At 73.2% G+C, this 13,855-nt stretch carries 12 protein-coding genes and 1 pseudogene; 10 read left to right on the top strand and 3 right to left on the bottom strand.

The genetic code is table 11. From position 1 onward, the window contains the following. Window positions 1-27: 27 nt before the first annotated feature. The 6 genes and pseudogenes from SVTN_RS46580 to SVTN_RS10915 all read left to right on the top strand — a co-directional run bounded on the left by SVTN_RS46580 (window position 28) and on the right by SVTN_RS10915 (window position 3,387). Window positions 28-1,145, top strand: a protein-coding gene (locus SVTN_RS46580; RefSeq protein ID WP_425428957.1) for an IS630 family transposase whose coding sequence is annotated in 2 segments (ribosomal slippage) — window positions 28-475 and window positions 475-1,145 — 1,119 coding nt in all. Because the reading frame shifts where the segments join, the coding sequence is not laid out codon by codon here. A gap of 254 nt (window positions 1,146-1,399) precedes the next feature. Then, on the top strand, window positions 1,400-1,615 hold the full coding sequence (locus SVTN_RS10935; RefSeq protein WP_041128918.1) for a hypothetical protein: 216 nt from the start codon (window positions 1,400-1,402) through the stop codon (window positions 1,613-1,615). Window positions 1,616-1,746: 131 nt separating this feature from the next. After that, on the top strand, window positions 1,747-2,109 hold the full coding sequence (locus tag SVTN_RS10930) for a hypothetical protein (RefSeq protein ID WP_041128917.1): 363 nt from the start codon (window positions 1,747-1,749) through the stop codon (window positions 2,107-2,109). 164 nt (window positions 2,110-2,273) lie between these two features. Then, window positions 2,274-2,414: pseudogene (locus SVTN_RS45060) on the top strand (glutamine synthetase); the annotation flags it as partial. A 41-nt stretch (window positions 2,415-2,455) separates the two neighbouring features. Then, window positions 2,456-2,857, top strand: coding sequence for a hypothetical protein (locus SVTN_RS10920; protein ID WP_245727494.1), 402 nt, complete (start codon window positions 2,456-2,458; stop codon window positions 2,855-2,857). A gap of 41 nt (window positions 2,858-2,898) precedes the next feature. After that, complete coding sequence (locus SVTN_RS10915; RefSeq protein ID WP_052499048.1) at window positions 2,899-3,387, top strand: GNAT family N-acetyltransferase; 489 nt, start codon at window positions 2,899-2,901, stop codon at window positions 3,385-3,387. Window positions 3,388-3,809: 422 nt separating this feature from the next. On the opposite strand, the gene SVTN_RS10910 is transcribed toward SVTN_RS10915, so the two are convergent. Then, window positions 3,810-5,933: a PIG-L family deacetylase gene (locus SVTN_RS10910; protein ID WP_041128914.1), complete on the bottom strand. Its 2,124-nt coding sequence runs from the start codon at window positions 5,931-5,933 to the stop codon at window positions 3,810-3,812. Between the two features lie 241 nt (window positions 5,934-6,174). Between SVTN_RS10910 and SVTN_RS10905 the strand changes: the two genes are divergently transcribed. After that, the gene (locus SVTN_RS10905; RefSeq protein ID WP_041128913.1) at window positions 6,175-9,162 is read left to right on the top strand and encodes a bifunctional [glutamine synthetase] adenylyltransferase/[glutamine synthetase]-adenylyl-L-tyrosine phosphorylase; all 2,988 of its coding nucleotides are present in this window, start codon (window positions 6,175-6,177) and stop codon (window positions 9,160-9,162) included. Between the two features lie 32 nt (window positions 9,163-9,194). Here SVTN_RS10905 and SVTN_RS10900 read toward each other — a convergent pair whose 3' ends face one another. Beyond that, on the bottom strand, window positions 9,195-9,635 hold the full coding sequence (locus SVTN_RS10900) for a MarR family winged helix-turn-helix transcriptional regulator (RefSeq protein WP_041128912.1): 441 nt from the start codon (window positions 9,633-9,635) through the stop codon (window positions 9,195-9,197). A 63-nt stretch (window positions 9,636-9,698) separates the two neighbouring features. On the opposite strand from SVTN_RS10900, the gene SVTN_RS10895 reads away from it, so the two are divergent. Continuing rightward, on the top strand, window positions 9,699-10,109 hold the full coding sequence (locus tag SVTN_RS10895; RefSeq protein WP_041128911.1) for a VOC family protein: 411 nt from the start codon (window positions 9,699-9,701) through the stop codon (window positions 10,107-10,109). On the opposite strand, the gene SVTN_RS10890 is transcribed toward SVTN_RS10895, so the two are convergent. Continuing rightward, window positions 10,100-10,714: a TetR/AcrR family transcriptional regulator gene (locus tag SVTN_RS10890; protein WP_041128910.1), complete on the bottom strand. Its 615-nt coding sequence runs from the start codon at window positions 10,712-10,714 to the stop codon at window positions 10,100-10,102. The two genes, SVTN_RS10895 and SVTN_RS10890, sit on opposite strands and share 10 nt — an antisense overlap. Window positions 10,715-10,830: 116 nt before the next feature. On the opposite strand from SVTN_RS10890, the gene SVTN_RS10885 reads away from it, so the two are divergent. After that, window positions 10,831-12,366 carry an APC family permease gene (locus SVTN_RS10885; RefSeq protein ID WP_052499047.1) on the top strand — a complete coding sequence of 512 codons (1,536 nt, stop codon included), beginning with the start codon at window positions 10,831-10,833 and terminating at the stop codon, window positions 12,364-12,366. Continuing rightward, window positions 12,276-13,844: an amidohydrolase gene (locus tag SVTN_RS10880; protein WP_041128909.1), complete on the top strand. Its 1,569-nt coding sequence runs from the start codon at window positions 12,276-12,278 to the stop codon at window positions 13,842-13,844. Before SVTN_RS10885 ends, SVTN_RS10880 begins: the two co-directional genes overlap by 91 nt. Window positions 13,845-13,855: the final 11 nt, after the last annotated feature.

Raw genomic sequence — 13,855 nt, 5'->3', positions numbered from 1 at the left:
GTCGGTCCGTTCCGGTAGCCCTGAACTGTGAGATACGCGCAGGGCGGCGGGTTGACCGACATCGGAAGGGCCGCGAGGGAGCGGGTCCGGCTGCAGGCCGTGACACGCTTCCAAGGCGGGCAGAAGAACAGGGACATCGCTGCGACGCTGCGGGTCAGTGAGCGGTCTGTGGAACGGTGGCGCCGTCAGTGGCGCGAGCGCGGTGAAGCGGGGGTCCTGTCGAAGGGATCGCCGGGGCGGCCGAGGCTCGGCGAAGCACAGATCGCGAGGCTGGAACGGGAACTGGAGCGTGGGCCGCTGGTCCACGGCTGGGCCGACCAGCGGTGGACACTGGCCCGGATCAAGACGCTGATCGGCCGGCTGTTCCACGTGAGCTACACCGTGGAGGGGACGTGGCTGCTGCTGAAGCGGCACGGCTGGTCCTGGCAGCAGCCGGCTCGGCGGGCGATCGAGCGTGGCGACGCGGCGGTCGAGGTCTGGAAGAAGGAGACCTGGCCGCGGGTGAGAGCACCGCGGCGGCATGTGACGGCTGGATCGTCTTCGAGGACGAAGCCGGGCAGTCGATGACGCCGCCGCGAGCGAGAAGCTGGGGACGCAAGGGCTCAACGCCAGTGGTCCGGGTCCGTGGCCGGGGCTCGGGCCGGGTGTCCATAGCCGGGCTGACCTGCTACAAGCCGGGGAAGCGGTCCCGGACGCTCTACTCGGTCCGCGAGTACCGGGGCCGCAAGGGCGAGCCGAAGGGCATCGGCTGGCGCGACCTGTGCGACCTGCTGGTCAGAGCGCACATCCAGCTCGGCGGCCCGATCGTGCTGGTCTGGGACAACCTGCGCATGCACCTGGTCGAGGCGATGCGCCGATTCATCGCCGACCACGCGGACTGGCTCACCGTCTTCCAACTTCCGAGTTACGCACCGGACTTGAACCCGCAAGAGGGCATTTGGTCACTGGTCAAACGCGACATCGGCAACCTTGCCGCAGCCGACCTCGGCCAGATCACTCGCGCCGTCAAGCGCAGGCTCAAGCAGATCCAGTACCGTCCGGACCTGGTCGACGGCTGCCTGACCAGCACCGGCCTGATCACGGACGACTGGCCGGCATCACGCATTCAAGCTCAGGCAATAGCTTCGAGCGTTTCTAGACAGTGACTAAAATTCGCCCTTGAATGACAGTGTGGCGGTCAGTAAATTCAGCTGCCCGCCGGACTGTTGTCCGGCGCCGTAGGTCGATATGCAGGGAGACAGGGATGCGCAGCAGGTTTCGAACCTGCCGCTGACTCGTGAAACGCGGGCCAGCGGGGTTCTTCATTAGCTTGGTTGCCCTGACAAGGCACCGTCCGAGGGAGACGTATGCCCTCAGTCGGACACCAGGTGACCCCGCTCGCGTATCCGAGGAGTACACCTTGCTGGACCGTTTGATCGACCTCCTGTTTCAGACCCGGACCCTCCGCGCCCTGCTGGACTTCTGCACCATCGTGGTCCGTCTGCTGCCCGCGTTGGTCGTGATCGTGGCGCTCATCCCCTCGTTCGTCGTCTTCGCGTTCATCTCCGCCGGGGCACGCAGGTCGGTTCTCGACATCGTGGACCGCCTCACGAACTGGACCCTCGCCCGCTACTGAACTCGATTGAGTGATGTCGGTGCCGTTCGCCTGACAGCTGGCCGGCGGCACCGACCTGGCCCTGTGAGCGTCGGGTCGACGGACCCGAAATTGGTCGAAGCCCGAAGCTGCTGGTCAGCTACGGTGGCGGCATGCCTGAAAGTCTGCCCGAGGATGTAGCCGACGTGCTTGGCCTCGTCCTGAACCCGGACGAGCCGATTCACGTCGCCCTCCGACGGCAGGTGCCCCAACTCAGGGTGCAATCCCGCTGCAAGTGCGGGTGCGGCACTGCCTACTTCGACCTTGACGCCGACGCGTTGGAGCCCGCGCCAACGGGCCCCGGCACCGTCGTGGCTGCCGACGTGCAGCTGTTCACCGAAACCGGCGAGTGCCCTGGTGAGGTCTTGGTCTTCGCGCAAGGCGGCTACCTCTCATGGCTGGAGGTCTGTTCTTGGAGCGATGACGTCGAGGTGAACCTCTCCGCGGCGCGGCGCTGGCTACAGCCGTCGTCCTGAACCCGAGCCGGTAACAGCCGACGTCTCGGACCCTGACGCCGCCACCACGAGTCGACCGACATCACGAGTTCAAGTTCAGTAACCGGGCAGGGCTGGGCCGTCTGTGGGCCGTCCCAGGGTCGCCATCGGTAGCCAGGGATACCCAACAACAACCACATGGGAGACGATCTCAAGTGCTCGCTTCAGCTGTAGCTGAGGTGCCCTCGGTGTCTCGTCACTTCCTGCGGAACAAGAAGCAGGAGTGGGAGGAGTACCGCTCCGAGGTCACCGCCTTCGAGCTCCGCAAGAACCTGCCGGTGCTGTAAGGGCGGTGGGCGTTCCCCGACGTGCCGGCGGCACGGAACTCGTGCCCACGCGCGCGAACCGGGTGGCCAACACGGCGCCCGGCCTGGTGCTCGGTCCCGGCTGCCTCGTGTACGGGGCGGAGGCCGGGACCGCGGGGGAGCGGACGGCGGCGGCGGTCGCCGTCCTGGCGTGCGCGGTCCTCGCCGTGCGCGGGTTCCGCGCGGGCGTCCGGTGCGAGGGCGAGCGGCTCGTGGTCCGCGGGTACGCGTGGACGCGGGTGATACCGCGGGCGGCCGTCACGGAGGTCACCGGCTTCCCGGCCGTCCGCTGGACCTCGCCCGGAGGCCGGCGCCGGTGGACGCCGGTCGTGGCGTTCGCGGAGGTCTCCGGCGAGCTCGACGGGGCGCGGGCGCGCAAGCGGAGCAACACGGCGCGGCTGCGGCGCTGGGCGGCCCGGGGCTAAACCCGTTGCCCGGCTCCCCGTGGGCGGTCCACACTTCCGCGGTGAAGATCGATTCCGTCGCCACCGCGCGGCTTGTACTGCACCCCCTGACCGCCGCCGAGGCCGAGCGCATCGTCGCCCGGGAACCCGGGGACGGGGACCTGTGGGGGGAGGGGTACCCCGGGGACGGAGACATCCGGGCGAACACCGGGTTCCTGCGTGGGCTTGCCGAGCGCGGCGACCCGGGGGCGTTCCGGCCCTACGAGATACGGCTCGACGGCGTCGCCGTCGGCGGCATCGGGTTCCACGGGCCGCCGGACGAGATCGGTGTCGCGACCATCGGGTACGGACTGGTCCCCGGGGTACGGGGGAACGGGTACGCCTCCGAGGCGCTGCGGGCCGTCCTCGAACTGGCCCGGAGGGCCGGCGTCGCCGGGGTGAAGGGCGACGCCGACCTGGACAACCCGGCCTCGCACCGGGTGATGGAGGCCGCCGGGATGCGGTGCGTGGCGGAGGACGAGCAGCTCCGACACTTCTACCTCGGCTTCTAGGACCTGTTCCAGGACCTGCGCGGCTCCGGCGGCCGCCCGCGCGGTCCGTGCCGGCCGTGCGGGGCCCGCGCCCGGCTGGGCCTTCGCCCCGCGCCCGGCTGGGCCTCCGCCCCGCGCCTCGTGCGGCCCGCGCCCGACGGACCGGTGCCCCGCCGCCGTGCGGTCCCGCGCCTGGCTGGGCGTCGCCCCGCGCCCGTGTGGGCAATCGTCCCGCTGGGGCGGGACGGGTGGGCACACGGGACGGCGCCCTTCAGCGGCGCCTCCGCGTCCCGAGCCTGGACCCGCACCACCAGCGCGTCGCACCGCACGTGCGGGTTCGGGCGCGGAAGCCTCGGGCGCCGGCAGGGCGCGGGTCCGTTGTGCCCACCCGTTCCGCCCCAGCGGAACGATTGCCCACAACGACGGGCGCGGGCCCGCAAGGGTCAGTGGCTGGCCGGGGTCCAGTGCAGGTGGCCGTCCAGGCCGATCGCCGCCACCCCGTCCGTACCGGCGTCCGGCGCGCCGGAGAACAGGAACTTCTCCAGGGTCCACACCGGCCGCACCCCCGCCCGGCCGTGGGAGGCCGTCGCCAGGAAGCCGGTGCGGGACCGGACCGCGAGCAGGTCGTCGCCGCCGCTCACCGGGCCGAAGCCCGCGACGCCGGTGCCGGGCAGTTCCGTGAACGGCGAGACCGGGCGCGTACCGGAGAAGTCGGCGCTCCGCAGGTCGCCGGAGGACGGCTTGCGGAACCAGAGCCGTACGCCGTTCCCGTCCGGCGCGGCGCTCGCGCTCAGCGCGAGGGTCGTCGGCGGCAGCCCGGTCGGCGCCGGCCCCGTCAGCGGCCCGCCGGGGGTCTGCTCGGCCCAGGCGAGGACGGTGCTCGGGGTGCTGATGAAGACGTATCCGCGGCCGTTCGCGTCCGTCGCCGCCACCGGGTCGCCGTACACCTCCGTGCCGCCCAGGGACCGCCACGGACCCCAGCCGCCGTCGGCCCGCTGCTCGCGGGCGGCCAACTGGTGGAGGCTGTCGCGCAGGACCAGGGTGGCCCGGCCGTCGGGGGCCACGGTCACGGCGGGCGCGCTGATGTCCGAGGTGCCGGAGGCGTCGTTCCGTTCGGGAGTGCCGAGCGAGGTCCAGGGGCCGAAGGCGCCGCCGGGCGCCGACTGGACGGTGGTGACCACCTCGCGCCGGTAGTCGGCCGCGGCCGCGCCGAGGATCGTGCGGGTGCCGAAGACGGCTATGCGCCCGTCGGGCAGCGTCACGGAGGTGATGCCGCTGTCGAGGCCGCCGCCGGGCAGCAGCTCCGGGCCCTGCCAGGTCACGGCGTCGGCCGGCTTCCGCCAGGTCGCGAGGCGCCCGTCGAGGACGGAGAAGGCGTGCAGCCCGCCGTCGGGGTCGCGCTGGACCCAGGAGGTGGAGGTGCCCCGGGCGTACCGGACGGTCTTCGTCCAGCCCCGCCCGGTGGGCCGCACGGACACCTTCAGGTCGCCGCAGCCCGCGTCGGCCTCGCAGTCGTGGACGCCGTTCAGCCAGGAGTACGTCTTGAGGGTGTTCAGCTTCGCCTCGGCCGCCGCCGCGTCGAGGGTGTGCGGCAGGACGGTGGTCGGGTAGCCGAGGTAGTTCTGCACGCCGACGTGCGGGTGCCCGGGCAGCTGCTCGTACCGGGCGAGCGCGGTCTGGACGAAGCGCGCCCCGTACAGGTGGTCCTGGTGGTCCCGGAACTTCCCGCTCTTCGGGTACGTGCCGGGGCTCGGGTCCTGCATCCGGACGAAGGTCGGCCGGAACCGCTCCAGGAGCCCGGTCACCGTGGCGACGACCTGCTCCTTCGTGTAGGCGAAGTCGGTGGGGACCGGGGTGCCGGAGGAGCGCTGGGACTCCAGGGTGGTGATCCGGCCGTCCCAGAGGCCGTGGAGACTGTGCGGCCGGTTGCCGTTGGTGGCACCGGCCTCGCGTATCTGCAGCCACACCAGCTTGATCTGCGGCTGGGCACGCAGGGTGTCCAGTTCGGCCCACCCGCCGCCGGCCGTCGGTATCGCCTCCCGGTCCCAGACGCTGGTCCGGCTGCCCGTCGCCATCTCGGCGTACGCGGCGCGTATGCCGTTCTGCCGGGCCTCGGCGTAGCCCGCCTTGTCAGGGGCGACCAGGTGGCGGTCGTGGGGGCGCGAGTTGACCCCGTCGGACTCGCCGGCGGTGAGGTAGATGCCGGTGAGGGGGCTGCCGGAGTGCAGGGACTGGGAGACGTCCGGGTTCATGAAGAACAGGTCGTCGTCCGGGTGGGCCACGATCTGCACCACGGAGACCGCGGAGCCGGGGCCCTTCCCGGGCTGCAGACCCTTCCCGTGCGCCCCGGCCTTCCCGCGCGTCTCGCCCTTCCCGTGCGCCTCGGCCGGCAGGACCTTCACCGGCGGGTGCGTCTCCGGAGGACCCGCCTGCGCCGAAGGTGCGTGCGAGGTCGCGCTCACCGAGAGGAGCCCGACGAAGGTGCCGCCGAGGAGGGCGGCCGCCACCACCGTCGCGGCGGTCCTGCGGCGGGACGGGAGGGCGGGGCGGCGGAGGCGGCGGGGCATGTCTCGGTGGCGTGCTTTCACATGAGGTCGGACGGGCGGGGTGCTCTTGCGGAAAGCAAGACGAACTTTCAAGGAATACGGTTCATCGCCCCCAAAAAGCGACCACTGTGTGAGACGTCACGTGTCATCCGCCGCGGTCCGCCGCGACCGGCCGCCCTGGACGCCCGCACCCCCGGCTGCGGATAGGCTCGATGCCCAAGGTTCGTTCCTGGGGTCGGACCTGCTCGGAGGGAGCGGCGGAATGACGGTGCCGGGACGCAGGAGCAGTACGTTCTCACGTCTGCTGCGGCACGGGTTCACCGACCCCTCGGGCGCCGAGCGGCTCCTCGACGTGCCCGAACTGTCCGCGCTGCGCGACGACCCCGTCCTCCTCGACGCCCTCGGCGCCACCGCCGACCCCGACCTCGCCCTGCGCGGCCTGGTCCGGCTCGTCGAGGCGCAGCCCGAGACCGAGCGGCAGACCCTCACCACCACGCTGCTCTCCGCGAAGCCGTTCCGGGACCGGCTCCTCGGGGTGCTCGGCGCCTCCGAGGCGCTCGCCGACCACCTGGCCCGGCATCCCCGCGACTGGGAGTCCCTCGTCACGTACGAGGCGGCCGATCTGCACCCGGGGGTCGCCGAGTTCGAGCAGGGGCTCGCCGAGGCCACCGACGCGGTGTCGCTGCGGGTCGCCTACCGCCGCTGCCTCCTCGCCATAGCGGCCCGTGACGTGTGCGGCACCACCGACGTCGCCCAGGCCGCCGCGGAGCTCGCCGACCTGGCGACGGCGACCCTGCGGGCCGCGCTCGCCATCGCCCGTTCGGCCGAGCCCGCCGACGCCGCCATGTGCCGGCTCGCGGTGATCGCGATGGGCAAGTGCGGCGGCCACGAGCTGAACTACGTCTCCGACGTCGACGTGATCTTCGTCGGGGAGCCCTCGGAGGGCGCCGACGAGGGCAAGGCCATCCAGGCCGCGACCCGGCTCGCCTCGCACCTGATGCGGATCTGCTCGGAGACCACCGTCGAGGGCACCATCTGGCCGGTCGACGCCAATCTGCGCCCCGAGGGCCGCAACGGCCCCCTCGTCCGCACCCTCTCCTCCCACCTCGCCTACTACCAGCGGTGGGCGAAGACCTGGGAGTTCCAGGCCCTCCTGAAGGCGCGCGCGGTCGCCGGCGACCTGGAGCTCGGCGCCCAGTACATCGACGCCGTCTCCCCGCTCGTCTGGCAGGCCGCCGAACGCGAGAACTTCGTCCCCGACGTGCAGCAGATGCGCCGCCGCGTCGTCGCCAACATCCCGGCCGCCCAGGTCGAGCGCGAGCTCAAGCTCGGCCCCGGCGGCCTCAGGGACGTGGAGTTCGCCGTCCAGCTGCTCCAGCTGGTCCACGGCCGCAGCGACGCCACCCTGCACAGCGGCACCACCCTCGACGCGCTCGCCGCCCTCGCCGCCGGCGGCTACGTCGGCCGCGCCGACGCCTCCCAGCTCGACGAGGCCTACCGCTTCCTGCGCGCCATGGAGCACCGCATCCAGCTCTACCGGCTGCGCCGCACCCACCTCGTCCCCGAGGACGAGGCCGACCTGCGCCGCCTCGGCCGCTCCCTGGGCCTGCGCACCGACCCGGTCGCCGAGCTCAACAGGGAGTGGAAGCGGCACGCCGCCGTCGTCCGCCGGCTGCACGAGAAGCTCTTCTACCGGCCGCTGCTCGACGCCGTCGCCCAGCTCGCCCCCGGCGAGATCCGGCTCAGCCCGAGGGCCGCCGGGCAGCGCCTCGAAGCCCTCGGGTACGCGGACCCCGCCGCCGCCCTGCGCCACCTGGAGGCGCTGGCCTCCGGCGTCACCCGCAAGGCCGCGATCCAGCGGACCCTGCTCCCCGTCCTCCTCGGCTGGTTCGCCGACTCGGCCGACCCGGACGCCGGACTCCTCGGCTTCCGCAAGGTCTCCGACGCCCTCGGCAAGACCCCCTGGTACCTGCGGCTGCTCCGCGACGAGGGCGCCGCCGCCGAGAACCTCGCGCGCGTCCTCTCCGCCGGGCGCCTCGCCCCCGACCTGCTGCTCCGCGCCCCCGAGGCCGTCGCCCTCCTCGGCGACCCGGAAGGGCTCAAGCCGCGCGGCCGGGACCATCTGGAGCAGGAGGTCCTCGCGGCGGTGGGCCGCGCGGACGACGCCGAGCACGCGGTCGCGGCGGCCCGCGGGGTGCGCCGCAGGGAGCTGTTCCGTACCGCCGCCGCCGACCTGATCCGCTCGTACGGCACCGAGGACAACCCCCGCGAGCCGGACCCGGGCGCGCTCGTCGACCGGGTGGGGGAGGCCGTCACCGACCTCAACGCGGTGACGATCGCCGGCGCCCTGCGGGCCGCCGTGCGCGCCGAGTGGGGCGAGGAGCTGCCGACCCGGTTCGCGGTCATCGGCATGGGCCGCTTCGGCGGCCACGAGCTGGGGTACGGCTCCGACGCCGACGTGCTGTTCGTGCACGAGCCGCGCGAGGGCGTCGACGAGCAGGAGGCCGCGAAGGCCGCGAACCGGGTGGTCGCCGAGATGCGTCGGCTGCTCCAACTGCCCACCGCCGACCCGCCGTTGCTGATCGACGCGGACCTGCGTCCGGAGGGCAAGAGCGGCCCCCTGGTGCGCAGCCTGAAGTCGTACGAGGCCTACTACCGCCGCTGGTCGCTCGTCTGGGAGAGCCAGGCGCTGCTGCGCGCCGCACCGATGGCGGGGGACCAGGAGCTGGCGGACCGCTTCATCGAACTCGTCGACCCGCTGCGCTACCCGGCCGAGGGGCTCGGCGAGGACGCGGTCCGCGAGATCCGCCGCCTCAAGGCCCGGATGGAGTCCGAGCGGCTGCCGCGCGGCGCCGACCCGACGCTCCACGCCAAGCTCGGGCGCGGCGGTCTCAGCGACGTCGAGTGGACGGTCCAGCTGCTCCAGATGCGGCACGGCTGGGCCGAACCGGGCCTGCGGACGACCCGTACCCGCGAGGCCCTGGCCGCCGCCCACGCGGCGGGCCTGATCCCGACGGAGGAGGCCCAGACCCTCGACGAGGCCTGGGTGCTCGCCACCCGCGTGCGCAACGCGGTGATGCTGGTCCGCGGCCGCCCCGGCGACACCTTCCCCTCGGACCCGCGTGAACTCGCGGCGGTGGCACGGTACTTGGGGTACGAGCCGGGTCACGTCGGCGAGATGGTCGACGACTACCGCCGGATCACCCGCCGTGCCCGCGCGGTGGTGGAGGAGCTCTTCTACGGGGCCTAGGGCCTGTCCGGTGGAGCAGGGCCGGGCAGGCCCTAGAGCCCCTCGTGCACGCGGAGCAACAGGCCCTGGAGCAGGTCCCGTTCCTCCGGGCTCAGGGGTGCGAGCAGCGTGTCCTGGACGGCTCGCGCCTCGGCGTCGAGCTCCGCGAGGAGGTCACGGCCGGCGGGGGCGAGGGTGACGGAGACCCGCCTTCGGTCCTCGGGGTCGCGGGCCCGCTCGACGTATCCGCCGCCGGCCAGCTGCTCGACCACCTTGGCCATGTCGCTGGGGTCGACGCCGAGCCGGACGGCGAGGTCGCGCTGGGCGTGCGGCCCGAAGTCGGAGAGGGCGGCGAGGACCGCCATGTCCCAGAGGCGCAGGCCGCGTTCGGCCAGCCGGTCCGCCAGTCTGCCCCGGGCCGTCTTGCCGATCCTGGAGAGCAGATAGGTGCTGAGGCCGAGCAGGGCGGGCGGGGTGGATCGCGCGGAAGGCATGACCGAAGTCTAAGGTCCGCTCCTATAGTGGGTGCGGACCTACTATTTTTCGAGGAGCCCGCCGTGGACGTCCCGTACCCCCGCCTGCTCGTCACCCGCTTCGCCGACTGCTTCCGGTTCTACGCATCCGTCCTGCCGCCGCTGACCGGCGCGGACCTCGACAAGGGCGGGCCGGAGGGGCCGTACGCCAACTGGGAGGTGGGCGGCCGGGCCGTCCTGGTGCTGTTCGACCGCGCCGCGATGGCCTCCGTCCTCGGCACCGGGGACCTGCCGGCCCGGCCCGCGCCGGCCCAGGACGCCGCGATGCTCGTGCTGCGGGTGACCGACGTGGACGAGGCCCTCGCCCGCTGCCTGGAGGCCGGCGGGGTTCCCATGCTCGGCGCGGTCGACCGCCCGGAGTGGGGGCCCGGCCTGCGGACCGCCCATCTCCGCGACCCCGAGGGGTACTTGATCGAGCTCCAGTCCTACAGCTGACCCGATTCCAACAGCCCCCGGACATGGCTCAGATAGCCGGTGAGGGCCAGCTCGAAGGCCTGGTCGGTGCGGCCCTCCGTGGCCGCGCCGAGGGCGCGGGCCAGCCGGGGGGTGGCCGTCTCGTCGGCCAGCTCCCACATCGCCTCGGGGGCGGCCATGTCGAGGGCCGAGCCGAGGACGATGTTCTCCAGGGCGATGATCACCGGCATGACGTCCGGCAGGGCGAAGCCCGCGTCGAGCAGGCGGCCGACGGCCCGCTCGTACTGGCCGAGGACCTGCGGCGCGCGCACCGGTGAGGTGGTGAGCAGCGGGATCGCGCGCGGGTGGGCGGCGAAGGCGGCCCGGTAGGAGCGGGCCCAGGCGGCCATGGCGGCGTCCCAGGGCTCCTGGTCGAAGGCCGCGTCGTCGATGGCGGCGGCCACCCGCTCGCGCAGCAGCTCGACGATGCCGTCCCGGCCATCCACGTGGTGGTAGACGGAGGCCGTCTGCACCCCGAGGCGCTTCGCGATCTGCGGGACGCTGAACTCGCCCAGCTCGTCGACGATCTCGAGCGCCGTGGTGGTGATCCGCTCCCGGTCGAGGAGGGGTCTGCGCGGCCGGCCCATGAGTCGTCACTCCCTGTTCAGATGCCCGTCGGGTCTTCCCGAATCGATGAACGCGAGGCTACATTGCGCAAACCGAAAGCCTTTAGGTTTCCTGTCGCGGAAAGGCTTCCCCCGCCATGTCCTCACCCACCTCCGACGAGCCCCCAGGACTGAGAACCGGCACCCTCACCACCGCCGACATCTCCTTCTTCGTCGTCTCCGCCGCCGCCCCGCTCACCGTCATGGCCGGCGTCGCCCCCGTCGCCATCCTGCTCGGCGGCATCGGTGCCCCCGTCGGCTACCTCCTCGCCGGCCTCACCCTCGCCGTCTTCGCCGTCGGCTTCACCACCATGAGCCGCCACGTCCGCAGCGCCGGCGCCTTCTACGCGTACATCACCCGCGGCCTCGGCAAACCCGTCGGCATCGCCGCCGCCCTCGTCGCCATGCTCGGCTACAACGGCATGGAGATCGGCGTCTACGGACTCCTCGGCTCCGCCACCTCCGACACCGCCGCCGCCCTCGGCCACCACATACCGTGGCTGCCCATCTCCCTCGCCGGGCTCCTGCTCATCTGGTACGGCGGCTACCGCTCCATCGACTTCGGCGCCAAGGTCCTCGGCGTCCTCCTCGTCGCCGAGACCGGCATCCTCGTCCTCCTCGCCGGCGGCGTCCTCCTCGACGGCGGGGCCCACGGCCTCTCCCTCGCGGGCCTCGCCCCCGCGCACGTCCTCACCGGCGGCACCGCCGCCGTCCTGGCCTTCGCCTTCGCCGCCTTCACCGGCTTCGAGTCCACCGTCATCTACCGGCGCGAGGCGAAGAACCCCGAGCGCACCATCCCCCGCGCCACCTACATCGCGGTCGCCTTCCTCGGCCTCTTCTACGCCTTCGTCGTCTGGACCGTCATCCAGGCCTTCGGCGAGGACAAGGTCGTCCAGGCCGCCGCCGACGACCCCGGCGGCCTCTTCTTCGCCGCCATCACCACGTACGTCGGAGCCTGGGCCGCCGACCTGATGCACCTGCTCATCATCACGAGCATCCTCGCCTCCCTCCTCGCCTTCCACAACGCCATCAACCGCTACGCCCTCTCCCTCTCCGAGGAGGGCGTGCTGCCGAAGGCCCTCGGCCGGATCCACCCCCGCCACCGCTCCCCGTACCTCGCCGGAGCCGCCCAGACCGCGCTCGGCGCCCTCGTGGTCCTCGCCTTCGCGTTCGCCGGGGCCGACCCGTACCAGCAGCTCCTGCTCTGGGTGAACACGCCCGGGATGATCGGCCTGATGCTCCTCCAGCTGCTCGCCGCGCTCGCCGTGCCCTGCTTCTTCCGGAAGATCGACCACCGGGAGGGCGCGCTCCGCACGGTCGTCGCCCCCGTCGCCGCGTTCGTCCTGCTCGCCGGGGCGATCGGCCTGGTCACCGCCCACGTCGACCTCTTCACCGGGGCCTCGACCACCGTCAACACGGTGCTCGTCTCCCTCGCCCCCGCCGTCTTCCTCCTCGGGCTCCTCCTCGCCCACCGGCTCCGCCGCACCCGCCCCGAGACCTACGCCCGCTTCGCCGCCGAACCGTCCGACCCTGGAGACCCCTCGTGTCCGCACCCGACCTCGTCCTCGTCAACGCCCGCGTCCGCGACCCCGAGCTCACCGGCCACACCGCCGTCGCCGTCCATGGCGGACTGATCACCGCCCTCGGCAGCGACGCCGAGGCCCGCACCTGGACCGGACCCGGCACCGAGACCGTCGACCTCGGCGGCGCCACCCTCACCCCCGGCCTCACCGACTCCCACAGCCACCCCGTCTGGGGCCTGGAGATGTTCACCGGCACCGACCTCTCGGCCGTCACCGACCTCGAAGGACTCCGCGCCGCCCTCCGGAACGCCGAACGCCGCGACGGCTGGATCCTCGGCTTCGGCCTCGACCACAACGTCTTCGGCGGCCGCCCCGTCCACCACGACCTCATCGAGGACGTCCTCGGCGGCGCCCCCGCCCACCTGCGCCTCTACGACGGACACTCCGTCCTCGTCAGCGCCACCGCCCTCAAGGCCGCCGGCATCGAAGGCCCCCGTGCCTTCGCCCAGCACTCCGAGATCGTCTGCGACGCCGACGGCCGCCCCACCGGGCACCTCGTCGAGCACGCCGCCATGGACCTGATGACCCCGGCCCTGCCCACCCAGCCGTACGCCGAGCGCCGCGACCGGCTCGTCGAGCTGCTCTCCGGCATGGCCGCCACCGGCCTCACCGCCGCCCACGTCATGGACCTCGGCGGACACGACGTCCCCGGCCTGCTCGCCGGCATCGAGGAGGACGGCGACCTGCCGGTCCGGCTCCGCCTCGCCCCCTGGTGCATGCCCGGCGCCACCGCCGAGGAGCTCGACGCCTTCGTACGGCTCCAGGAGCGGGCCGGACGCCTGTGGGCGATCGGCGGCGTGAAGTTCTTCATGGACGGCACCGTCGAGGGCGGCACCGCCTGGCTGGAGCACGCCGACTGCCACGGCCAGGGCACCGACGCCTTCTGGCCCGACCCGGCCGCGTACTCCGCCGCCGTACGCCGGCTCCACCGGGCCGGCGTCGGCACCGCCACCCACGCCATCGGCGACGCGGCGGTACGACACGTCCTCGACACCGTGGAATCCCTCGGTACGGGCGGTCCCCGCCACCGCATCGAGCACATCGAGACCGTTCCCGACGACCAGCTCGGCCGCTTCGCCGCACTCGGCGTCGTCGCCTCCATGCAGCCCCCGCACACCGCGTACACCCGCGCCGACCACACCGACGAGTGGTCCAAGCGGCTCGGCGAGGAGCGGGCCGCCCGCGCCTGGCGCTGCCGCGACCTGCGGGACGCGGGCGCGCACCTCGCGCTCGGCTCCGACTGGCCCATCGCCCACTACGACGCCCGGCAGGTCCTCGCCACCGCGCAGGCCCCGCGCGGCGCGGCCTCGGCCCACCACGGGCTCACCGGCCTGATGGCCCTGGAGGGGATGACCACGCACGCGGCGGTCGCCGCGGGGGAGGAGACGGTCGCGGGCCGGATCGCCCCGGGCTTCCGGGCCGACCTCGCCGCCTTCGCCGTGGACCCGGTGGAGGCCCCGGCGGACGAGACGGCGGAGACCCCGGTCCGGCTGACGGTCGCGGGCGGCCGGATCACGTACCGGGACTGACGGGCGGCCGG

It is taken from the genome of Streptomyces vietnamensis, from assembly GCF_000830005.1.
In the GTDB taxonomy this organism is placed as follows: domain Bacteria; phylum Actinomycetota; class Actinomycetes; order Streptomycetales; family Streptomycetaceae; genus Streptomyces; species Streptomyces vietnamensis.
This window is presented reverse-complemented; position numbering and strand designations above follow the sequence as displayed.